We start from the raw sequence: 22,635 nt of genomic DNA on the forward strand, positions 1-22,635 counted from the left end.
AAAAAAAAGCTCCCGATTGGGAGCTTTTTCACGGTCAGGACAGGTTAGTCGTCCAGGAAGCTACGCAGCACTTCAGAGCGGCTTGGGTGACGCAGCTTACGCAGCGCCTTCGCTTCGATCTGACGGATACGTTCGCGGGTAACGTCGAACTGTTTACCCACTTCTTCCAGCGTGTGGTCGGTGTTCATATCGATACCGAAACGCATACGTAGCACTTTCGCTTCACGGGCGGTCAGGCCAGCCAGCACGTCGTGCGTTGCGGCACGCAGGCTCTCGGTGGTGGCAGAGTCCAGCGGCAGCTCGAGGGTGGTATCCTCGATGAAATCACCCAGATGCGAATCTTCATCATCACCGATTGGTGTTTCCATGGAGATTGGCTCTTTGGCGATCTTCAGCACTTTACGGATCTTGTCTTCCGGCATCAGCATGCGCTCGGCTAGCTCTTCCGGCGTCGGCTCGCGGCCCATCTCCTGCAGCATCTGGCGGGAAATACGGTTGAGCTTGTTGATGGTCTCAATCATATGCACCGGAATACGGATGGTGCGCGCCTGATCCGCAATAGAGCGGGTGATAGCCTGACGGATCCACCAGGTTGCGTAGGTGGAGAACTTATAACCACGACGGTATTCAAACTTATCTACCGCTTTCATCAGACCGATGTTGCCTTCCTGAATCAGATCCAGGAACTGCAGACCACGGTTGGTGTATTTCTTGGCGATAGAGATAACCAGACGCAAGTTCGCTTCAACCATCTCTTTCTTCGCACGGCGGGCTTTCGCTTCACCGATGGACATGCGACGGTTGATATCTTTAACCTGCTCGATGGTCAGGCCGGTCTCTTCTTCAATCTGCTGCAGCTTCTGTAGACCACGATAGACATCGTCCTTCACGTCGTGCAGTTTTTCAGACCATGGCTTGTTCATCGCGATAGCCGCGTTGAACCAGGTTTCGCTGGTTTCGTTGCCGGTGAAGAGGGTGATGAAGTTCTTCTTCGGCATTTTGCACTGCTCAACGCACAGCTTCATGATGATACGTTCCTGGGTGCGTACGCGATCCATCATCACGCGCATGCTGTTCACCAGGTAGTCGAACTGTTTTGGCACCAGGCGGAACTGTTTGAACACTTCAGACAGCTTCAGGATCTCTTCCTGAGCGGCAGCGTGGCTGCGGCCTTTCGCTTTGATGGTGTCACGCGTCACTTCGTACTGGGTACGCAGCTCGGCAAACTTCTCGCGCGCCAGCTCCGGGTCGATGCTGTTGTCATCGTCCGCGGTATCGTCGTCGCTCTCTTCCTCATCTTCGTCTTCGTCGTCATCCATCTCTTCCTGAGACAGCTCAGAACCGACGTGAGTGGCGGTAGGCGCCATATCTTCTTCAGCGTTCGGGTCGACAAAACCGGTGATCAGGTCAGACAGGCGCGCTTCTTCCGCTTCAACGCGATCGTACTGCTCCAGCAGATAGGTGATCGCTTCCGGGTACTCGGCAACAGAGCACTGAACCTGGTTGATCCCGTCTTCGATGCGTTTTGCGATGTCAATTTCGCCTTCGCGGGTCAACAGTTCAACGGTACCCATTTCGCGCATGTACATGCGGACCGGGTCAGTGGTACGCCCGATTTCAGATTCCACGCTGGACAGTACCTGTGCAGCAGCTTCTTCCGCATCTTCGTCAGTGTTGTTGGAGGTTTCAGCCAGCAACAGATCATCGGCATCCGGTGCTTCTTCCATCACCTGAATGCCCATGTCATTGATCATTTGGATGATGTCTTCGATTTGATCTGAATCGACGATATCTTCCGGCAGATGGTCATTGACCTCGGCATAGGTCAGATAGCCTTGCTCCTTACCACGTTGGACAAGAAGTTTCAGCTGTGACTGCGGGTTTTGCTCCATAAGACGGTATCCACACTTAATTCGTTTGATTGGTGTCGGCGATGGGGCTGCCAACCTTTAAAGCGAGGGCGTACTTATATTTTTGCCGCTGCCTCTCAGTGCGGCTGCCGGGGGCTTCCCGATCGATATTCGGCACTTAAGCCGTTAAATACTTTTGTCTTTGACTTATTTCTTCGCCAGTTCCTGATTAATCATCCAGAGCTCCCGGCGTTCTTCGTTGCTTAAACCGTGTGTGCGTTCGCGAGCTATCAACTCTTCCTGGCGCAGCTCAAGCATCGAATCAAACATATGGTTGAGTGAGTCGGTGAACGTTTTTTCTGCAATGTCCTTATCTGCTATATCGTCCCACATCGACAATTTTTCAAGGGTAGCGGCCTCTTTTGTGCCGCGATAATGCTCTAAAAGTTGTCCGGTGGTCAGACCTGGCTGAGACAAACACGTGTTGACCAGTTCTGAAAATAAGCCAAGTCCGGGCAATTTTTCGTGGTTCAAACCCGCCAGCGACGGCACCTGTGGGGCCAGCTCGGGGTTTTGGACCAGTAACCCTATCAGTATACGCATGGTTGTGCGTTTTAGCTGAGGCGCGGGGCGAACCGTGCCGTTTTCAGCCTGTTTAGGCATTAAACGTTCAAGCTGGCTGTCATCCAGAATACCGAGCTTGTTGCCTAGCTCCTGACGCAGGTAGATGCGCAGCGTTTCGCCGGGCACCTGACTGATTAACGGCAGCGCCAGCGTGCTGAGCTGCGCGCGCCCGTCAGGGGTACTCAAATCGACCTGCGGCATCAGGCTGTTAAACAAAAACGTGGAGAGCGGCTGCGCCTGCTCCATCCGCGCTTCAAACGCCGCTTTACCCTCTTTACGCACCAGCGTATCCGGGTCTTCACCGTCGGGCAGGAACATAAAGCGCAGCTGACGCCCGTCGGTCATATAGGGTAGCGCGGTTTCCAGCGCGCGCCAGGCGGCGTCGCGTCCGGCGCGGTCTCCGTCGTAACAACAAATCACGTTGTTGGTCACGCGGAACAGCAGCTGAATGTGATCCGCTGTCGTGGACGTTCCTAACGACGCAACCGCGTAGTTGATGTCGTACTGCGCCAGCGCAACGACGTCCATATAGCCTTCGACGACCAGAAGACGCGGAGGTTCCGCGTTATCCTGCTGCGCCTCATAAAGACCGTAAAGCTGGCGGCCTTTATGGAAAATATCGGTTTCCGGGGAGTTGAGGTACTTCGGCAGGGCATCACCCAGCACGCGACCACCAAAACCAATTACCCGGCCTCGCTTGTCGCGGATTGGGAACATCACCCGTTCGCGGAAGCGGTCGTAGCTTCGTCCCTGGTCGTTGGTGACCAGCATGCCTGCATCGATGAGAGATTTACGATCTTCGCTATTGCCGCCAAAACGCTTTAACACGTTGTCCCAGCCGGGCGGGGCGTAGCCAATAGCGAAACGCGCAATGACATCGTCGCTCAGTCCGCGCTTGTTCAGATACTGACGCGCAGGCTCAGCCGCAGAGTGCTTAAGAGACTGTTGGTAAAACGAATTCAGGCCATCCATCAGTTGATACAGCGTTTGCCGTTGATGGCGCTCGATCTGACTTGGCCCACTGCCTGCTTCATACGGCACTTCAAGGTTATGCATTGCCGCCAGCTCTTCGACGGTTTCAACGAACTCGAGCTTGTCGTAGTTCATTAAAAAATCAACGGCATTACCGTGAGCACCACAGCCGAAGCAATGGTAAAACTGCTTTTCACCGTTTACGGTGAAGGAGGGGGTTTTTTCGTTATGGAACGGACAGCACGCATGGTAATTCTTGCCCTGCTTTTTCAGCTTTACCCGCGCGTCGATGAGATCGACGATGTCGGTTCTGGCGAGCAGGTCATTGATGAAAACGCGTGGGATTCTTCCGGCCATATGCCCCAAAATTTAAGCGACTTATAAACGAAAACAAGCCGCGCATTCCTTCCGGAAGCACGGCCTTACGACTATTACTCTGTCTGTCAATTGAGGGCTGATGCCCTCAACCAATTAGTACAGACGAGTACGGCGTGCGTTTTCGCGAGCCAGTTTCTTCGCGTGACGTTTCACAGCGGAAGCTTTAGCGCGCTTACGTTCGGTCGTTGGTTTTTCATAAAACTCACGACGACGAACTTCAGCCAGAACACCTGCTTTCTCGCATGAACGTTTGAAGCGACGCAGTGCTACGTCGAACGGCTCGTTTTCACGTACTTTAATTACCGGCATGTAACTCTCACCTTTAATAAATTCGGTTTGCCGCTGGCATCAACGCCAGCTTATTTCAAAATGGTGCGGAATTTTACTGCAAATGCTGCTGCTTTGTAAAGCACCGATGCGATTTTGAAAGGGACTTTAATAAGGGTGAGGAGTATACACGAGCCTTCTTCCTGGGGCGAACAAAGTTTTACATCAACCCGCCCAGGCTCTACACTGCGCGGTATTGAAACGAGGTAAAACAAGTCATGCGTGTACTGGGTATTGAAACATCCTGCGATGAAACCGGCATCGCCATTTACGACGACGAAAAAGGGCTTCTGGCCAACCAACTGTATAGTCAGGTGAAATTGCACGCTGACTACGGCGGCGTCGTGCCTGAACTGGCCTCTCGTGACCACGTGCGTAAAACGGTTCCCCTGATTCAGGCGGCGCTGAAAGAGGCCGGGTTGAGTTCAACCGATATTGATGCCGTGGCCTATACCGCAGGCCCGGGCCTGGTCGGTGCGCTGCTGGTCGGCGCGACCGTTGGCCGTTCGCTGGCCTTCGCGTGGGACGTTCCCGCCATTCCGGTTCACCATATGGAAGGGCACCTTCTGGCACCGATGCTGGAAGAGAATCCGCCTGAATTCCCGTTTGTGGCGCTGCTGGTCTCCGGCGGCCATACGCAGCTGATTAGCGTGACGGGCATTGGCAAGTACGAGCTGCTGGGCGAGTCGATCGACGACGCCGCCGGTGAAGCGTTCGACAAAACCGCCAAGCTGCTGGGGCTGGATTACCCGGGCGGCCCGATGCTGTCGAAAATGGCGTCGCAGGGAACGGAAGGGCGCTTTGTCTTCCCGCGTCCGATGACCGACCGTCCGGGGCTGGACTTCAGCTTCTCCGGGCTGAAAACCTTCGCGGCCAACACGATCCGCAATAACGACGACAGCGAGCAGACCCGCGCCGATATCGCCCGCGCGTTTGAAGACGCGGTGGTGGATACGCTGATGATCAAGTGCAAGCGCGCGCTGGATCAGACCGGTTTCAAGCGTCTGGTGATGGCGGGCGGCGTCAGCGCCAACCGCACGCTGCGCGCGAAGCTCGCCGAGATGATGCAAAAGCGTCGCGGAGAAGTGTTCTACGCGCGTCCGGAATTCTGCACCGATAACGGGGCGATGATCGCCTACGCCGGGATGGTGCGTCTGAACGCGGGCGCAACGTCTGACCTGAGCGTGTCCGTGCGTCCGCGCTGGCCGCTGGCGGAACTGCCTGAGGCGTGAGTTTTTTGCCCGGTAAGCGCAGCGCCACCGGGCAACAAACCGCACTACACCCGCAGCATCCCTTTCTCTTCCAGAAACGCAATAATCGTCCCCAGGCCGTCACCCGCCTTCAGGTTGGTAAAGGTCCACGGACGCTCGCCGCGCATGCGGTTGGTATCGCGCTCCATCACCTCAAGCGACGCACCGACGTACGGCGCGAGATCGGTTTTGTTGATCACCAGAAAATCGGATTTGGTGATCCCCGGCCCGCCCTTGCGCGGTATTTTTTCCCCTTCGGCCACATCGATCACGTAGATGGTCAGATCCGCCAGCTCCGGGCTGAACGTCGCGCTCAGGTTGTCCCCGCCGCTTTCCACGAAGATCAGATCCAGATTACCGAATTTCTCGCTGAGCGCTTCCACCGCCGCCAGGTTCATTGAGGCGTCTTCGCGGATGGCGGTATGCGGGCAGCCGCCCGTCTCTACGCCCACGATGCGCTCCGGCGCCAGCGCGCCCGCCTCGGTGAGGATGCGCTGATCCTCTTTGGTGTAAATATCGTTGGTCACCACCGCCAGGTGATACGTGTCGCGCATCGCCTTGCAGAGCGCTTCCAGCAGCGCGGTTTTGCCCGACCCCACCGGGCCGCCCACGCCCACGCGCAGGGGATGTTTGTAATCAGCCATGTTGACTCCTCAGGAACGGAATAGTCGTGAATATTGGGTTTCGTGGCGCGCGGAGGCGATGGCGGACAGCGGCGTTGCTGCCCCCAGCGCGTCGTCGCGACGTAAAAATGCCTGTTCAAAACCAGCGGCGTAGTGGTCGCCTAGTTCGATAATTAGCTGCTGCGCGGCCTGTTGCCCAAACGGCACCAGCTTGACGCCCGCCATCACCGCGCTCTCTATCCAGCTGTAGCCAATACTCAGCGCCAGCTCGCGCACGTCAATGCCCCATCGCACGCCGAGCCAGGCCATGCCGCAGAGCTGGCTTTGCATAAATAGCGGCAGCCATTCCGGCGGACAGTCAGGTTCCCAGCTTTTAATCAGGCGTGTAAACGCTGCCCCGCGGTTGCGTTCTTCTTCGCGCAGCTCGCGCGTCTCCCGGCAGGCGAGCAGGTATGCCGTCCAGCGTTTTGCATTTATAAGAGAGCGTTGCTCACAGGCCTGATAAAGACGGATAAACAGCGGCAGATCGACGCAGAAAAAACTCTGCTCCATCTGCTGGATCTGCCAGCGTTTAAAGGCGTCGGCGTTCGCGACCCAGCCCGCCTCAACGGCCCACTCCAGCCCCTGCGACCAGGTAAACGACCCGACCGGCAGGCTGCTGCTGGAGAGCTGCATCAGGCGCAGCCGCTGACGGGCGTGCTCCATCAGCTCATCAGCGCCAGCAGTGCGGAGACAATCAGCCCGCCGCCGAAGGTTTTACGCAGACCGTCGTGACGGCGCAGCAGCAATCCTGCGGCAAAACTGGCACACAGCACCGTGGCGCTGGCCAGCATAAACCCGCTGGTGAAGAGCCAGAAGCTGTGGCCGGACATCTCCACACCGTGCGCCCAGCCGTGGAACATCGCCAGGGCAGGCACCGCGAGCAGCAGACGGTTTTCCGTTTTAAACACCATCACGCCGCTGACCGCCAGCGAGGCGATAATCAGCATCTCCATGCCGCTAAAGCCGCCGAGCAGGCTGCCCGCAATAGCGCCAACGAGCATCATGCCGAGGGTGGCAAACGGCAGCAGGAGCTTGCGGCCGCTCAGCGCTGAAAGCACGCCTGCACCGGTCAGCATCAGGAGATGATCGAGCCCGGTCAGCGGATGGAAAAAACCGGCCTGAAAGCTGTCGGCGCCGTGGCCGGGATGCGCGAGCGCGGGAACGGAAAAGGCCAGCAGTAACAGGGGGAGTAACTTGCGCATGATGTATCCTTAATGTGAATGGGTATGAGCGTGGCTATGGCTATGGGCATCGCTGGCATACGCGCCCGCTTCCGGTTCAAACGGCAGGCTGGCGTAGGTTACCTCCAGCCCAAACTGGCGCAGCATATCGTCGAGAACGTGATCATGGTGATAGCGCAGCTCGCCGGGCATGACCTGCAGCGGCACGTGGCGGTTGCCCAGGTGGTAGCAGGCGCGGGCGAGCAGGAACGGATCGGCGCAGCGCACCACGGAGACCGACTCTGCTGCTGCGATCACTTCGATCACTTCGCTGCCGTCGTCGGTGGTCAGCAGGTCGCCCCCGCGCAGCAGCAGGCCGCGCGGCAGCATCAGCCCGGCTTCGCGGCCGTCGTTAAGCGCCACGCGGGCGCGGCTTTTCACCCGCACGTCAATCGGCAGCGTGACGCTGGCGGTAGTTTGATGCGCATGGTCCAGGCGTTGGGTCAGATAAATCATCATCACTCCTCAAAACAGGAAATAGCGTTGCGCCATCGGCAGAACGTCAGCCGGTTCGCTGGTAATCAGTTCGCCGTCGACGCGCACCTCGTAGGTTTGCGAATCGACGGTGATGTTCGGCTGCAGAGCGTTGTGGATCATGTCGGCCTTTTTCACCGTCCGGCAGCCTTTCACCACCGCCGTGGCGCTCTGCAGGTTGAGCTGCTGGGGGATGCCGTTCGCGTGAGCCGCCTGCGAGACAAACGTCAATCGCGTGGCGTGGCGCGCGGCGCCCAGCGCGCCAAACATCGGGCGGTAATGGACCGGCTGTGGCGTGGGGATTGAAGCGTTGATGTCACCCATCGGCGCACAGGCGATCATCCCGCCTTTGACGATGGTGGCGGGTTTTACGCCGAAGAACGCCGGAGACCAGACCACCAGATCTGCCAGCTTGCCCGCCTCAATCGAACCCACTTCATGGGCAATACCGTGGGTCAGCGCCGGGTTAATGGTGTATTTGGCGACGTAGCGCTTCACGCGGAAATTGTCGTTCTCGCCGGTCTCTTCCGGCAGCGCGCCGCGCTGGACCTTCATGCGGTGCGCCACCTGCCAGGTGCGGATAATCACTTCCCCGACGCGGCCCATCGCCTGCGAATCTGACGACGTGAGCGAGAACGCGCCGATGTCATGCAGCACGTCTTCGGCGGCGATGGTTTCACGACGAATGCGCGATTCGGCAAACGCCACGTCCTCGGCGATATCCGGGTCGAGGTGATGGCAAACCATCAGCATATCGAGATGCTCGTCGATGGTGTTCACCGTGTAGGGCAGGGTCGGGTTGGTGGAGGAAGGCAGAATATTCGGGTGCGCGCAGGCGGTGATGATGTCCGGCGCGTGGCCGCCGCCCGCCCCTTCGGTGTGGAAGGTGTGGATGGTGCGCCCGCCAATGGCTGCCAGCGTATCTTCGACAAACCCGGATTCGTTCAGCGTGTCGCTGTGCAGCGCCACCTGAATATCCATCTCTTCAGCCACCTCCAGCGAGCAGTTTATAGCCGCAGGCGTCGCGCCCCAGTCTTCGTGGATTTTAAGCCCGATGGCGCCGGCGGCGATTTGCTCGCGCAGGGCATCCGGGTTTGAACCGTTGCCCTTGCCGAGCAGGCCGATATTCACCGGCAGCGTATCGGCAGCCTGCAGCATGCGGGCGATATACCACGGCCCCGGCGTGCAGGTGGTGGCGTTGGTGCCCGCCGCCGGTCCGGTGCCGCCGCCGATCATAGTGGTGACGCCGGAGACCAGCGCCTCTTCCGCCTGCTGCGGGCAGATCCAGTGGATATGGGTGTCGATCCCGCCGGCGGTGACGATCTTCCCTTCGGCGGCAATCACTTCCGTTGCCGCGCCAATCGGGATCGTCACACCGGGCTGAATGTCCGGATTCCCGGCTTTACCGACGGCGAAGATCCGCCCGTTCTTGACGCCGATATCGGCCTTCACGATCCCCCAGTGATCGACGATCAGCGCGTTGGTCAGCACCAGATCCACGCAGTCGTCTGCGGTCATCTGCCCCTGGCCCATGCCGTCGCGGATCACCTTCCCACCGCCGAACTTGACCTCTTCGCCGTAGATCGTGAGATCGTCTTCCACTTCAATCCACAGCTCGCTGTCGGCCAGCCGCACTTTATCCCCGGTGGTGGGGCCGAACATATCGGCATACGCCCGGCGCGAAATCTCAGCCATGTTTCACCTCGCCCATTACCTCGCCGCGAAAGCCGACAATGCGCTGCGCACCCGTGACCTGAACCAGCGTCACTTCGCGCTTCTGGCCGGGCTCAAAGCGCACGGCGGTGCCTGCCGGGATGTTCAGCCGGTAGCCCCGGGTTACCTCACGGTCAAACTTCAGCGCCGGGTTGACCTCGTAAAAGTGATAGTGCGATCCGACCTGGATCGGCCTGTCGCCGTGGTTTTCAACAATCACGGCTTGGGTTTCGCGCCCGACGTTGATCGCAATCGCGCCGGGCTGGATCTGATATTCGCCAGGGATCATTATGCGCTCCTTAGACGATCGGGTTATGGACGGTGACGAGCTTCGATCCGTCCGGGAAGGTGGCTTCCACCTGAATATCCGGGATCATCTCCGGCACGCCCTCCATGACCTGGTCGCGCCTCAGGACGTGGCGGCCTGCCTCCATCAGCGCGGCGACGGTTTCACCATCGCGCGCGCCTTCCATGATGAAGGCGCTGATCAGCGCGACCGATTCCGGGTAATTGAGCTTTACCCCGCGCGCAAGGCGGCGTTCGGCAACCAGCGCGGCGGTGAACAGCAACAGCTTGTCTTTTTCTCTGGGGGTCAGTTCCATAACGTTTCTCTTATGTCTGCCAGATACGCGGCGAACAGGCGGTTTTGGTGGTGAGAAGCGGGCGAAGCGACTGCCAGACGTCGCGCATCACCCGCTGACAAATCAGGTTATCGTGGGAGAGAAAGCGCACCGACAAGAGATCGTCTGCGAGCGTGGCGCCCGTATACATATCCAGCGGAGCGAGTAGAGCACGCGCCGCGTCGAGATGTGCTTCTCTGGCCGGGTAGAACAGCAGCGTGCCAATCCACGGATGTCCGGCGACGGGCGTGAGATCGCCGTCGGCAAGGTGCTGACGTTCAATCAGGCGTGGCTCGTCCTCAACCCAGACTTCCAGGCGGCTTTCCAGCGTGCCGTGGCTGAAGGTCTCATTGATTACCGGTCGTCCCAGGCAGTACAGCTCCCACGCCAGCAGCGTGCTGGAGGCCTTCAGGTGGAAGACGGAACGCAGCGCGGCATTCGCACCGGGGAAGATAATGGTGTCCTGCGGCAGCCACTCCAGCGTGGATCCCTCATCGAGATAAAAGTGCTGATGCAGGCGAGCCTGCGGGCCGCAGCTGCGATAGAACTTGCTGGCGCCGGGCATGGTGATAAGCGCATGGCTTTTGGCGTCCAGACGCACGGTGATATCCAGCGTATCCCCGCCCACAACCCCGCCCGGCGGGTGCAGCAGATAGAGGTGGCAGGTTTCGCCTTCGGGATAAAATGGACGCTGAACGGTAAGCGGCCCGACGTGATGAGCGGAGTGCAGGAGGGTTTTCTCAGGGGTGTGACAAAACTGCAGGGCAAGCGACGCCTGCCAGCCTTTGTACGAATTATCAGTGACCTGAGCTGCTAACATGCTGCATCCATCTGCTCATCATCGGGTCGTTTCAGTATGCCCTGGCGGAAATGAAGGCTGTCATATGAGTCGCTTATGGATGGCGGTGAAGACGAAACAAAAAAGCACGCCCGGAGGGCGTGCTGTCTGACAAACATCGCGATGCCGTTATTTCAGGTGCTCATGCAGCGCTGCGCCAGCCTGCTCCAGGGCAACCTTGACCGTAGGCTCTTCGCTCAGTGGATTGAGCAGGCCGTAATCGTGGATCATGCCGTTATAGCGCGTGACGGTCACCGGGACGCCAGCCGCATCCAGCTTACGCCCGAATGCTTCACCTTCATCCCGCAGAACGTCCAGCTCTGCTGTCTGGATCAGCGTCTCGGGGAAGCCTTTCAACTGCGCGGCGCTGGCGCGAAGCGGAGAGGCAAGGATATTGTTGCGATCGGCCGCGCTGGTGGTGTAGTTATCCCAGAACCATTTCATCATGTTTTTCGACAGGAAATAGCCGTTCTCGAACTGGTTATACGAGGCAGTATCAAAATTCGCATCGGTCACAGGCCAGAGCATAACGTTGTAGCGAATTTTTGGCCCATTAAATTGTTTTGCCTGCAGCGCCACGGAAGCCACCATATTGCCGCCCACGCTGTTACCGACCAGACCCAGACGGCTACCATCCACGCCAATTTCCTGACCGTGCTCGGCTACCCATTTTGTCGCTTCAAAGGCCTGATGAATGGCCACCGGAAAATGGGCCTCAGGTGACGGCGTGTAATCAACGTAAACCGCTGCGGCGCCCGAAGCGCGAACGAGGTCGCGGATTAAGCGTTCGTGGGTTGGGAAATCACCCAGCACCCAGCCGCCGCCGTGGAAGAACATAAATGCCGGGAGCGTGCCGGTCGCGTTTTCAGGTTTCACTATTTTCAGTTTGATCGCCTGACCATTTACCTGGATCGTTTTTTCTGAAACCTGAGCGGGCGGCAGTTTTGCGCCTTGCTGCGCGCCGATCAGTACCTGGCGGGCCTCCTGCGGGGTCATCTGTTCCATTGGCTTACCCTTGCCCGAATTCAGAACATTAAGAAATGCCTGTACGCCTGCGGTCGGGGTAGGGGTATTGGTGGTGTGAGCGGACGCTGCAGCAGACGCGAACACGGAAGAAACCAGGATGGCGGCTAATGTTTTCATGGTAGTACCTCTTTAAGCAAGTGTTAGACAGTGATGTCATTTAAGTAGTGCACTATTAAGTTGTTGGTGCAATGCTTGCGCGCAAGACACTTTTAGTCAAACTTTATTTATAATTTTTTTATAAAACTGACTAAGGGTTGAAAGAGAAATGAAAGAAAACAAGACGTTAGATGATTTACTTTGCTTCTCACTGTACTCGGTCACCAACGCGTTCGTTCGGCAATACCGTCCCTTATTGCAGGAAATGGATCTTACCTATCCGCAATTTGTTGTTTTGATGGCGCTTTATGAGAAAGACAACATTCCACTTCGCGATCTCAGTGATAAGACGTTTTTTGATTCGGGCACATTGACCCCGCTGGTGCAAAAGCTTGAGGCAAAAGGGTTTCTCAACCGTATCGCGGTTGTGGGTGACGAAAGAATGAAAAATGTCGTTCTGACGGAGAAGGCTAACGCACTGAAAAAGCAGGTGATGGCGCTGCCGGACCAGATACGCTGCAGCATGCGGATGAATGATGAAGAGCTTGAGATGCTGAAAAAACTTTCCCGAACGCTGCTGGATGATTTGTAAGAACCCTTCGGTGGGGTTAACCCACCGAAGCGAGGTCATTAGCGGTAATCCTCCGCATCCACATCATACCCCGATGGCTCCCAGCGGATCGCCAGCAGCGAGGCCAGGCCGATAAACGGCGCCAGCGCAATGACCCAGAACACGGCGGTATCCAGCGAGGCGACCAGCAGCGGGAACAGGAACAGCGACAGCGTCGAGCTGCTGCGCATCAGCGTCTGGTTAAGACCCACGCCAACGCCGCGCAGCGAGGTCGGGTAGCTCAGCGAGGCAAACGTCATGGTATGCGCGCCCGGGCCGAAGCCCTGGCCGAACAGGAAGAGCGCCAGCATCGCCACGGCAAGCACGCCTTCGGTGGCGCCTTCCGGACGACCAATCAGCCCCAGGCCAAGCAGCGCGACCAGCTGGCAGGCGTAACCCGCAAGCGACATCCGCCAGGCGCCGAAGCGCGGCACGTAGCGTACCGCCAGCAGTCCGCCAACGAAGGCAAACAGCAGATTAAGCGCCAGAGATATCAGGATGGTGGTCAGCATCGACTGGACAAAGAAGCTGGAGATGATCACCGGCAGGCCAAACGCCACCGCGTTATAGGCGAACGAGGAGACGACGGACAACAGCGTGGCGAGCGTGGTGCGCCGCAGATAGATGCCGCGGAACAGGTTCAGGTAGTTGGACCATTTCGCTTTATTCACGACGGGGGCTGGCTGGCTCAGCGCATCCTGCGGCACGTGGGCATTAATGTTGTATGAGTGGCGTAAAATCGACGCTGCCTCCTTCAGGTTGCCCTGATTTGCCGCCCAGACCGGCGATTCGCTCATATAGCGGCTGCGGATGGCAATAATCACCAGCGCCGGCACGGCGCCAAAGCCGAGAATCAAACGCCACAGCCAGTCGCTGTGGCTTTCCGGCAGCACGGCGTAGAAGAAAAGCACCAGTAGGTAAGAGATACTGATGGCGGCATACCAGGTGGGGCACCACATGGCGACGCTGGAGGCCTTATTGCCGGGACCTTTCAGCCTGGCGAACTCGCTTAAAAACGCCATCGCCACGGGAAGGTCGATCCCGACCCCAAGCCCCATGACAAAGCGGGCACCCGCCAGCACATATTCGTTCGGAGCCAGCGCACAGGCAATAGCCGCTACGACGAAGAACACCATATCAGCCATAAAGACGCGATAGCGCCCGATTTTGTCCGTGAGATAACCGCCGAGCAGCGCCCCGACAATGGCACCAAAGGTAATCGCCGAGGCCACCATACCGGTGCCTGCAGGAGTTAAATTGAATTCGCGGGAAATGTCCTTGATGCCGAAGGCCAGCGCGCCCAGATCGTAGGCATCGAGGAAAATCCCGCCCAGGGCGATACCGATCACGATACGGGCGTTGGTCCGACCCTGAGAACCGTCATTAACGAGGCGTGAGACATCCGAGGCGCTGCGCACCCACTGGATGTCGCCATCGGGGTGTTTTTCTGCCGTTGAAAGGGGAGTGGTTTCTGTGATTTCAGCCATTTTCTTCTAATGTGGTTGTGTTGTGTCATTAACAGTTACCACAGGCAGAAGGTGACCAAAATCACATTTGGCTATAAGGCATAACTAACCTTACGGGGCGTCTTTTTTCTTCCTCTTGAGCTTCGTCCAGATTTTTGTCTCCTGACGACGCCACAGGCGCTGAATATTATCGTGATGACGCAGCAGGATAAGGCAGGAGAGCATCGACACCGGGAAGGTAAACTGGGGTTTAAACCACCAGACGTAGAACGGCGCGATCAGCGCGCTGACGATGGCGCCCAGCGACGAATAGCCGCTCAGCAGAATGGTCAGTAGCCAGGTCCCGGCCATCACGCCGGTTAGGTCCCAGCCGATTGGCGCAATGGCACCAAAGGCGGTCGCCACACCTTTGCCGCCTTTAAAACCGAAGAATACGGGCCAGATGTGGCCGACACAGGCAGCAATCGCAATGAGCCCCAGCCAGAACGGCGTGACGCCCAGCGCATACGCGCCCCAGACGGGCAGCATCCCTTTCAGAACATCAAAAATCAAAACCGCTACGGCTGCTCCCTTGCCGCCAATTCGTAGTACGTTGGTCGCCCCCGGATTCCCGGAACCACTTTCACGCGGGTCAGGTAACCCGGCGATGCGGCAGACCAGAATGGCGCTGGAGATTGAGCCGCAAAGATAGGCGAGGAGGATCATTCCAGGCGCGATTGCACTCATAACGCTGTTCCGTTTTGAAAATGTATCTGTATTCTCAGCATCTGTGGATAATACGCATAATTCGCCGGAAGTGGTATCCGGTTTAGCCAAAAAGCAGGCAGGTCGTGATGGATATTGTATTTATAGAGCAACTTTCGGTAATCACCACTATTGGTGTTTACGACTGGGAACAGACCATCGAGCAGAAGCTGGTGTTCGATATCGAAATGGGCTGGGATAACCGCAAGTCGGCAAAAAGTGATGACGTGAATGACTGTCTGAGCTACGCCGATATCAGTGAGACGGTCATCGCCCACGTGGAAGGGCAACGTTTTGCGCTGGTCGAACGGGTGGCGGAAGAGGTCGCAGAATTGCTGCTGAAAAAATTCAACTCACCGTGGGTGCGCATCAAGCTGAGCAAACCGGGCGCGGTGGCGCGCGCCGCCAACGTGGGCGTCATTATTGAGCGTGGCACAAATCTGAAAGGAAAGATTTAACGTCATAATAGCTAAACCATTTTAGGCTATAACGGTCTCAGGACTGTATCTTATCGGTGGTCCGTTTGGGACACCGTTTTTTTATATTTTTTTAGGGGTTTATAGATGAGCGATATGCACTCGCTGCTGGTGGCGGCAATACTGGGTGTGGTCGAAGGATTGACGGAGTTTTTACCGGTTTCCAGTACCGGCCATATGATTATCGTTGGCCATCTGCTGGGCTTTGAAGGCGATACCGCCAAAACGTTCGAAGTGGTTATCCAACTGGGTTCGATTCTGGCGGTGGTGGTGATGTTCTGGCGCCGTCTGTTTGGCCTGATCGGTATCCATTTTGGCCGCCCGCCGCAGCACGAAGGAATGAGTAAAGGCCGCCTGTCGCTGATCCATATTCTGCTCGGGATGATACCTGCGGTGGTGCTGGGCCTGGTTTTCCACGACGCCATCAAATCGCTGTTTAACCCAATTAACGTGATGTACGCGCTGGTGGTGGGGGGCTTCCTGCTGATCGCCGCGGAAGTGCTGAAGCCAAAAACGCCGCGCGCGGAAGGTCTGGACGATATGACATATCGTCAGGCGTTTATCATTGGCTGCTTCCAGTGTCTGGCGCTGTGGCCGGGCTTCTCGCGTTCAGGCGCTACCATCTCCGGCGGGATGCTGATGGGCGTAAGCCGTTACGCCGCGTCAGAGTTCTCGTTCCTGCTGGCGGTGCCGATGATGATGGGTGCCACCGCGCTTGACCTCTATAAAAGCATCGGTTTCCTCACCACGGGCGACATTCCCATGTTCGCTGTTGGCTTCATCACCGCGTTTATCGTGGCGCTGATTGCCATCAAAACCTTCCTGCAGTTGATTAAGCGTATCTCGTTTATTCCGTTCGCGATCTATCGCTTTATCGTCGCGGCTGCGGTGTACGTGGTCTTCTTCTGACCGATGGCCCTCAGTCTTTTGGCTGAGGGCAATGCTTTTCCTTCCAGTCAGAGACCGCCTGAATTCGCCGTTTCGTGAGTTCTTCGCGAATTTCCGGTCCTTTGAATCCCGCCTCGACGACGTCCTTCGTCGGCACCGCTTTCGCTACCTCCCAGGCTTTACGCAGTAAACGTCCCTGCGGGTAGTCGCACGCTTCAAACCCGGTACGCCCGCGCACGTCAGCTTCGCTGGTCAGCGCGATTTGCTCCACGCGCTGGGGTTTGCGCCAGGCGTCGATATTATCGAAAAGCTTAACGATGGTGGCCGGTTTCAGGATGGGGAAGGTGTGGATCAGATCGTGGAATTCGGCCACCAGTTTCGCCAGATCGCGGATCTCGTTCGGCACGCGCAGACGCTGGCACAGCCCCTCGACCAGCTTCACCCCGGCTGGACCGTGCCCGTGATGCCGAGGCCAGAGCTCTTTTGGCGTTAAGCCTTTGCCCAGATCGTGGCACAGGGTGGAAAAACGCATGTCCACGTCAGGGCTGAGCATGGCCGCCATGCTCAGGGTCATCAGCGTATGCACGCCGGTATCAATTTCCGGGTGCCATTTCGCCGGAGCCGGGACGCCAAACAGCGCGTCTATTTCCGGGAACAGCACCTTCAGCGCGCCACAGTCGCGCAGGACCTGGAAAAAGACCTGCGGGTTACGCGTGGTGAGGGCATTCTCCGTCTCTTTCCAGACGCGCTCTGGCGTCAGGTGTTCAAGCTCGCCCGCCTCGGTCATGGCGGTCATCAGCGCCATTGTCTCATCGGCAATACGGAAGCTGAGATGGGCGTAACGCGCGGCAAAACGCGCCACGCGCAGCACGCGGAGCGGATCTTCAGAAAACGCCGGGGAAACGTGGCGTAAAAGACGGTTGCGCAGATCGTCCTGGCCGCCATAAGCGTCAACAATCTGGCCGTGCTCGTCCTGCGCCAGCGCGTTAATGGTCAGATCGCGACGCAGGAGATCTTCCTCCAGCGTGACGTCAGGCGCGGCATAACAGGTGAAGCCCGTATAGCCCGAACCTGATTTCCGCTCGGTACGCGCCAGGGCATACTCTTCGCGGCTTTTCGGGTGCAGAAACACGGGAAAATCGCGGCCTACCTGCTGGTAGCCCGCGTCGAGCATCTCTTCCGGGGTGGCGCCCACCACCACCCAGTCTTTATCTTTGACCGGCAGACCTAACAACGCATCACGAACCGCACCACCGACCAGATAACTCTTCACGCCTGACACTCCCGTTTTCTCTTTTCCAGAATGATACGTAAGTCTGGCAGAGAAGACGAATTAGTTCATCCAGCGATCTTTACGCTTACGGCTTGGGATCAGGTGCGGCAGAACCAGACCCAGCACCAGACCGACGCCCAGCACGCCGCCGCCATACATAAACCACTGCATGATGATGGTGCGCTGTTTGTCATCGAGCTGCAGGTTGGCGGCATTCACCTTCTTCTGCGCGACAATCAGCTCGTTTTTCAGCTTCTGGTTCTCTTCTTTTAGCCCGTTAATCACGCCGTCGCTCTGCGCCACTTTCTGCTGCATTTCGGCGGTACGCTGGTTCCAGGTTCCGTCGATGTTGTTCAGCTTGTCGGTCAGGGTTTTCACCTGATTTTCCAGATCCGGCACGCGGGTGCGCAGGCTTGGCACGGTGCTCAGCTCTTTCAGCGGGATCCAGGACGTACGGCCAGAACTGTCGCGAACCTGACCGTAGTTGGTGTCCGCGTTGGTCTGTAACAGGGTGACTTCCTCGCCGGCATTGACCGTGCCCACGAGGCGATAATTATCTCCGGGGCCACTGCGTACCCAGGTGTTCAGTTCGTCAGAAACGTAACGCTTCTCTTCAGCGTGCACGGCTGTTGCGGCGCTAAAAGCGAGTAAAGTAAGTCCAATCAGGCGTAATTTAAGCATCATTAGTCGTTATTTTCATAAATAGTGGAACGATAGTAGTGGCAACAGTGTCTCTACGCAAAGCATTCGTCAGCAATCAGAATCATCTGTGTCACGACTCTGGACATTTACGCCCGACAAATTGCTCATTGCATGGCAATTTGGCGCAAAATACTATGTACTGACAAACAAATGGCGAGGAAGTTCGCCCTCATTGACGCGTCTGTGACGCCCGCAAAAGTACAAGGCTATGGCTCAGGAAATCGAATTAAAATTTATCGTCGAAAAAGACAGCGTTGACGCACTCCGCCAGGATCTGCATACGCTCTCCGGCGAACACCATGCACCGGTACAACTGCTTAATATCTATTACGAAACGCCGGACAACTGGCTGCGCCGCCACGATATGGGGCTGCGCATCCGTGGCGCGAGCGGGCGCTACGAGATGACGATGAAAATTGCCGGCCGCGTGGTCGGCGGGTTACATCAGCGTCCGGAATACAATATCGACATCAGTCAGCCAGAACTTGAGCTCGAACGCTTCCCGACGGACGTCTGGCCGGAAGGCGAGCTGCCTGCCACGCTGGCAGAACAGGTGCAGCCGCTGTTCAGCACCGATTTCTGGCGCGAGAAATGGCTGGTGACGGAAGGTAAAAGCCGCATCGAAATCGCTCTCGATCTCGGTGAGGTGAAGGCGGGGGAGTTCCAGGAACCCATTTGTGAACTGGAGCTTGAACTGCTGGAAGGGGACGCGAATGACGTGCTGAAGCTGGCGCGCAGGCTGGTGAGCCAGTCCGGACTGCGTCAGGGAAGCCTGAGTAAAGCCGCGCGGGGTTACCATCTGGCGGCCGGAAATGCGCCGCGCGTCCTGAAAGAGACGACCATTTTGCGCGTTGTGCCGAAAGCCAGCGTTGAGCAGGGGCTGGAAGCCGCGCTGGAGCTGGCGCTTTCGCAGTGGCAGTACCACGAAGAGCTGTGGGTGCGAAATGTGAAAAACGCCAAATCCCACGTGCTCGCGGCGATTGCCCTGGTGCGCCATACCCTGGCGCTGTTCGGCGGTATCGTTCCTCGCAAAGCGAGCGCTCACTTACGTGATCTGCTGACGCAAACCGAAACGCTGATGCTCTCGGACGTCTCGGCGCAAACGGCGATTTACAGCCCGCAAGCCGCTTCGGCAAAACTGGCGCTGACCGAGTTTCTGGTCACGCGCGGCTGGCGCGCCTTCCTGGATGCGAAAGCCGAGGCCAAAATCGCGGAAAACTTTAAGCGTTTCGCGGACATTCATCTTTCCCGTCATGCCGCTGAACTGAAGAGCACCTTTGCGTATCCGCTCGGCGATAAGTATGGCGATCAGCTTCCCCGTCTTTCGCGCAACATCGACAGCATGCTGCTCCTTTCCGGTGCCTACGACGGGCCACAGGCGCAGGCGTGGCTGGAAAACTGGCAGGGGCTGAAGCATGCCATCGAAACCCGTCAGCATATTGAAATTGAGCATTTCCGTAATGAGGCCATTTCGCAGGAGCCGTACTGGCTGCACAGCGGAAAACGTTAACTCTGGCAAGGAACCCCTAGAATGCCGCTCTCTTCACCGTTACAGCAGCAGTGGCAGACCGTTTGCGAACGTCTGCCTGAGTCATTACTGGCGTCATCGTTAAGCGAGCAGGCGAAAAGCGTGCTCGTCTTCAGTGATTTTGTGCAGGAAAGCATCACCGTCTACCCGGACTGGCTGGCGGAGCTTGAGAACGCACCGCCGCAGGCGGACGAGTGGCGGCACTATGCCGGCTGGCTGCAGGCCGCGCTTGAAGACGTCGCGGATGAGGCGACGCTGATTCGCGTCCTGCGTCAGTTCCGCCGTCGTGTGATGGTGCGCATTGCCTGGGCGCAGGCGCTGGAGCTGGTGAGTGAAGAGAGTACGCTGCAGCAGTTAAGCGAGCTGGCACAGACGTTGATTGTCGCCGCGCGCGACTGGCTCTACGCCGCCTGCTGTAAAGAGTGGGGCACGCCGTGCAGCGAGGAAGGGGTTCCTCAGCCGCTGTTGATTCTGGGAATGGGCAAGCTGGGCGGTTGCGAGCTGAACTTTTCCTCCGATATCGACCTGATTTTCGCCTGGCCTGAGAACGGCTCCACGCGCGGCGGCCGTCGCGAGCTGGACAACGCCCAGTTCTTTACCCGTCTCGGTCAGCGTCTGATTAAGGCGCTGGATCAGCCTACGCAGGACGGCTTTGTCTACCGCGTGGACATGCGCCTGCGTCCGTTCGGCGATAGCGGGCCGCTGGTGTTGAGCTTTGCCGCGCTGGAGGACTACTACCAGGAGCAGGGGCGCGACTGGGAGCGTTATGCGATGGTCAAAGCGCGGATCATGGGCGACAGCGACGACGCCTACGCTAACGAGCTGCGCGCCATGCTGCGCCCGTTCGTGTTCCGTCGCTATATCGACTTCAGCGTCATCCAGTCCCTGCGCAATATGAAAGGGATGATTGCCCGTGAGGTTCGCCGTCGCGGGCTGAAGGACAACATCAAGCTTGGCGCGGGCGGCATTCGCGAAATCGAATTTATCGTCCAGGTCTTCCAGCTGATTCGCGGCGGGCGCGAGCCGTCGCTACAATCCCGCTCGCTGCTGCCGACGCTGAGCGCCATCGAACAGCTTCACCTGCTGCCGGACGGCGACGCGCAAACCCTGCGCGAGGCCTATCTGTTCCTGCGCCGTCTGGAAAACCTGCTGCAAAGCATCAACGACGAACAGACCCAGACCCTGCCGGGGGATGACCTTAACCGGGCGCGTCTGGCCTGGGGGATGCGCGTGGACGACTGGTCAACGCTGACCGAACGGCTCGATGCCCATATGGCAGGCGTGCGCCGCATCTTTAACGACCTGATTGGTGATGACGAAAGTGAGTCGCAGGACGATGCGCTTTCCGAGCACTGGCGCGAGCTGTGGCAGGACGCGCTTCAGGAAGATGACACCACGCCGGTGCTGACGCATTTAACCGACGAGGCGCGCCATCGCGTGGTGGCGCTGATTGCCGATTTCCGTCTTGAGCTGAACAAGCGCGCCATCGGCCCGCGCGGTCGACAGGTGCTGGATCACCTGATGCCGCACCTGCTGAGCGAGGTCTGCTCGCGAGCGGATGCGCCGGTGCCGCTGTCGCGCATGATGCCGCTGCTGAGCGGGATCATCACGCGCACGACGTACCTTGAACTTTTGAGCGAGTTTCCGGGGGCACTCAAGCACCTGATTACGCTCTGCGCCGCCTCCCCGATGGTGGCCAACAAGCTGGCGCGCTATCCGCTGCTGCTGGATGAACTGCTCGACCCGAATACCCTGTATCAACCCACGGCGACGGATGCCTACCGTGACGAGCTGCGTCAGTATCTGCTGCGCGTGCCGGAAGAGGACGAAGAGCAGCAGCTGGAGGCGCTGCGCCAGTTTAAGCAGGCTCAGATGCTGCGCGTGGCGGCGGCGGACATCGCCGGAACGCTGCCGGTGATGAAAGTGAGCGATCACTTAACCTGGCTGGCAGAGGCGATCATCGACGCGGTAGTGCAGCAGGCGTGGGTGCAGATGGTGGCCCGCTACGGCCAGCCGAAGCACCTTGCTGACCGTGAGGGGCGAGGCTTTGCCGTGGTGGGTTACGGCAAGCTCGGCGGCTGGGAGCTGGGATACAGTTCCGATCTGGATTTAATCTTCCTGCACGACTGCCCCGTTGACGTGATGACCGACGGCGAGCGCGAGATTGACGGGCGTCAGTTCTACCTGCGCCTGGCGCAGCGCATCATGCACCTGTTCAGCACCCGCACCTCGTCGGGCATTTTGTATGAAGTCGATGCGCGCCTGCGTCCGTCCGGCGCGGCGGGCATGCTGGTGACCTCAACGGAATCCTTCGCCGATTACCAGAAGAATGAAGCCTGGACGTGGGAGCATCAGGCGCTGGTGCGCGCCCGCGTGGTGTATGGCGATCCGCAGCTCAAAACGCAGTTCGATGCCATTCGTAAGGATGTCATGACCACCCCGCGCGAGGGCAGTACGCTGCAGACCGAAGTGCGCGAGATGCGCGAGAAAATGCGCGCGCACCTGGGTAATAAACACCGCGATCGTTTTGATATTAAAGCCGACGAGGGCGGGATTACCGATATTGAGTTCATTACACAGTATCTGGTGCTGCTCCACGCGCACGGCAAGCCAAAGCTGACCCGCTGGTCCGATAACGTGCGCATTCTGGAACTGCTGGCGCAAAACGACATCATGGACGAGCAGGAGGCGCAGGCCTTAACCCGCGCCTACACGACGCTGCGCGACGAGCTTCACCACCTGGCGCTGCAGGAGGAACCGGGGCACGTGGCGCTGGACTGTTTTGTCGCAGAACGCGCTCAGGTAACGGCCAGCTGGCAGAAGTGGCTGGTGGAACCGTGCGTAACAAATCAAGTGTGATATTATCGCGCGCAAATTGTGAATCTTTCTGGAGTC

General features: G+C 58.1%; 22 protein-coding genes. 6 read left to right on the forward strand and 16 right to left on the reverse strand.

Annotated features, from left to right (window positions below):
- Positions 1–44 precede the first annotated feature (44 nt).
- From rpoD to rpsU, 3 genes are all read right to left on the reverse strand, one after another.
- Complete coding sequence (gene rpoD / locus CWR52_RS15805) at positions 45–1,892, reverse strand: RNA polymerase sigma factor RpoD (protein WP_023333459.1); 1,848 nt, start codon at positions 1,890–1,892, stop codon at positions 45–47.
- Positions 1,893–2,057: 165 nt separating this feature from the next.
- Positions 2,058–3,803: a DNA primase gene (dnaG, locus tag CWR52_RS15810; RefSeq protein ID WP_104950082.1), complete on the reverse strand. Its 1,746-nt coding sequence runs from the start codon at positions 3,801–3,803 to the stop codon at positions 2,058–2,060.
- A gap of 114 nt (positions 3,804–3,917) precedes the next feature.
- A complete protein-coding gene (rpsU, locus tag CWR52_RS15815; protein WP_001144069.1) occupies positions 3,918–4,133 on the reverse strand; it encodes a 30S ribosomal protein S21 in 216 nt (71 codons plus the stop codon).
- A 236-nt stretch (positions 4,134–4,369) separates the two neighbouring features.
- On the opposite strand from rpsU, the gene tsaD reads away from it, so the two are divergent.
- A complete protein-coding gene (tsaD, locus tag CWR52_RS15820) occupies positions 4,370–5,383 on the forward strand; it encodes a tRNA (adenosine(37)-N6)-threonylcarbamoyltransferase complex transferase subunit TsaD (RefSeq protein ID WP_024906472.1) in 1,014 nt (337 codons plus the stop codon).
- A gap of 44 nt (positions 5,384–5,427) precedes the next feature.
- Here tsaD and ureG read toward each other — a convergent pair whose 3' ends face one another.
- From ureG to CWR52_RS15865, 9 genes are all read right to left on the reverse strand, one after another.
- Positions 5,428–6,045: an urease accessory protein UreG gene (gene ureG, locus CWR52_RS15825; protein WP_008503187.1), complete on the reverse strand. Its 618-nt coding sequence runs from the start codon at positions 6,043–6,045 to the stop codon at positions 5,428–5,430.
- A 9-nt stretch (positions 6,046–6,054) separates the two neighbouring features.
- Positions 6,055–6,729, reverse strand: coding sequence for an urease accessory protein UreF (locus CWR52_RS15830; RefSeq protein WP_104950083.1), 675 nt, complete (start codon positions 6,727–6,729; stop codon positions 6,055–6,057).
- Positions 6,729–7,268, reverse strand: coding sequence for a HupE/UreJ family protein (locus tag CWR52_RS15835; RefSeq protein ID WP_104950084.1), 540 nt, complete (start codon positions 7,266–7,268; stop codon positions 6,729–6,731). Before CWR52_RS15835 ends, CWR52_RS15830 begins: the two co-directional genes overlap by 1 nt.
- A 9-nt stretch (positions 7,269–7,277) precedes the next feature.
- Positions 7,278–7,742 carry an urease accessory protein UreE gene (ureE, locus tag CWR52_RS15840; RefSeq protein WP_104950085.1) on the reverse strand — a complete coding sequence of 155 codons (465 nt, stop codon included), beginning with the start codon at positions 7,740–7,742 and terminating at the stop codon, positions 7,278–7,280.
- A gap of 9 nt (positions 7,743–7,751) precedes the next feature.
- On the reverse strand, positions 7,752–9,455 hold the full coding sequence (ureC, locus tag CWR52_RS15845; RefSeq protein WP_104950086.1) for an urease subunit alpha: 1,704 nt from the start codon (positions 9,453–9,455) through the stop codon (positions 7,752–7,754).
- Positions 9,448–9,762: an urease subunit beta gene (locus CWR52_RS15850; protein ID WP_104950087.1), complete on the reverse strand. Its 315-nt coding sequence runs from the start codon at positions 9,760–9,762 to the stop codon at positions 9,448–9,450. The genes ureC and CWR52_RS15850 overlap by 8 nt, the downstream gene beginning before the upstream one ends.
- Positions 9,763–9,772: 10 nt before the next feature.
- Entirely contained in the window at positions 9,773–10,075 is a 303-nt protein-coding gene (locus CWR52_RS15855; protein ID WP_025758533.1) for an urease subunit gamma, read from the reverse strand.
- A 10-nt stretch (positions 10,076–10,085) separates the two neighbouring features.
- Positions 10,086–10,913, reverse strand: a complete 828-nt coding sequence (locus tag CWR52_RS15860; protein WP_104950088.1) for an urease accessory protein UreD — start codon at positions 10,911–10,913, stop codon at positions 10,086–10,088.
- A gap of 147 nt (positions 10,914–11,060) precedes the next feature.
- Positions 11,061–12,074 (reverse strand): alpha/beta hydrolase, encoded by a 1,014-nt coding sequence (locus tag CWR52_RS15865; protein ID WP_104950089.1) that lies wholly within the window; start codon positions 12,072–12,074, stop codon positions 11,061–11,063.
- Between the two features lie 148 nt (positions 12,075–12,222).
- Between CWR52_RS15865 and CWR52_RS15870 the strand changes: the two genes are divergently transcribed.
- A complete protein-coding gene (locus CWR52_RS15870) occupies positions 12,223–12,645 on the forward strand; it encodes a MarR family winged helix-turn-helix transcriptional regulator (RefSeq protein ID WP_023617355.1) in 423 nt (140 codons plus the stop codon).
- A 38-nt stretch (positions 12,646–12,683) separates the two neighbouring features.
- On the opposite strand, the gene CWR52_RS15875 is transcribed toward CWR52_RS15870, so the two are convergent.
- Both CWR52_RS15875 and plsY read right to left on the reverse strand, forming a co-directional pair.
- On the reverse strand, positions 12,684–14,150 hold the full coding sequence (locus CWR52_RS15875; RefSeq protein WP_104950090.1) for an MFS transporter: 1,467 nt from the start codon (positions 14,148–14,150) through the stop codon (positions 12,684–12,686).
- 90 nt (positions 14,151–14,240) lie between these two features.
- Positions 14,241–14,855, reverse strand: coding sequence for a glycerol-3-phosphate 1-O-acyltransferase PlsY (gene plsY / locus CWR52_RS15880; protein WP_008502955.1), 615 nt, complete (start codon positions 14,853–14,855; stop codon positions 14,241–14,243).
- Between the two features lie 107 nt (positions 14,856–14,962).
- On the opposite strand from plsY, the gene folB reads away from it, so the two are divergent.
- Positions 14,963–15,331, forward strand: a complete 369-nt coding sequence (folB, locus tag CWR52_RS15885) for a bifunctional dihydroneopterin aldolase/7,8-dihydroneopterin epimerase (protein WP_023309215.1) — start codon at positions 14,963–14,965, stop codon at positions 15,329–15,331.
- A 105-nt stretch (positions 15,332–15,436) separates the two neighbouring features.
- On the forward strand, positions 15,437–16,258 hold the full coding sequence (gene bacA, locus CWR52_RS15890) for an undecaprenyl-diphosphate phosphatase (protein WP_008502957.1): 822 nt from the start codon (positions 15,437–15,439) through the stop codon (positions 16,256–16,258).
- Between the two features lie 10 nt (positions 16,259–16,268).
- Here bacA and CWR52_RS15895 read toward each other — a convergent pair whose 3' ends face one another.
- Both CWR52_RS15895 and CWR52_RS15900 read right to left on the reverse strand, forming a co-directional pair.
- Positions 16,269–17,510, reverse strand: coding sequence for a multifunctional CCA addition/repair protein (locus CWR52_RS15895; RefSeq protein WP_104950934.1), 1,242 nt, complete (start codon positions 17,508–17,510; stop codon positions 16,269–16,271).
- Positions 17,511–17,570: 60 nt separating this feature from the next.
- Positions 17,571–18,191: a TIGR04211 family SH3 domain-containing protein gene (locus CWR52_RS15900; protein ID WP_025912514.1), complete on the reverse strand. Its 621-nt coding sequence runs from the start codon at positions 18,189–18,191 to the stop codon at positions 17,571–17,573.
- A gap of 229 nt (positions 18,192–18,420) precedes the next feature.
- Between CWR52_RS15900 and CWR52_RS15905 the strand changes: the two genes are divergently transcribed.
- Both CWR52_RS15905 and glnE read left to right on the forward strand, forming a co-directional pair.
- Complete coding sequence (locus CWR52_RS15905) at positions 18,421–19,722, forward strand: inorganic triphosphatase (RefSeq protein WP_104950091.1); 1,302 nt, start codon at positions 18,421–18,423, stop codon at positions 19,720–19,722.
- Positions 19,723–19,743: 21 nt separating this feature from the next.
- Positions 19,744–22,599 carry a bifunctional [glutamate--ammonia ligase]-adenylyl-L-tyrosine phosphorylase/[glutamate--ammonia-ligase] adenylyltransferase gene (gene glnE, locus CWR52_RS15910; protein WP_104950092.1) on the forward strand — a complete coding sequence of 952 codons (2,856 nt, stop codon included), beginning with the start codon at positions 19,744–19,746 and terminating at the stop codon, positions 22,597–22,599.
- Positions 22,600–22,635 lie beyond the last annotated feature (36 nt).

This window comes from Enterobacter sp. SGAir0187, from assembly GCF_002952735.2.
GTDB classification, from domain to species: domain Bacteria; phylum Pseudomonadota; class Gammaproteobacteria; order Enterobacterales; family Enterobacteriaceae; genus Enterobacter; species Enterobacter quasiroggenkampii.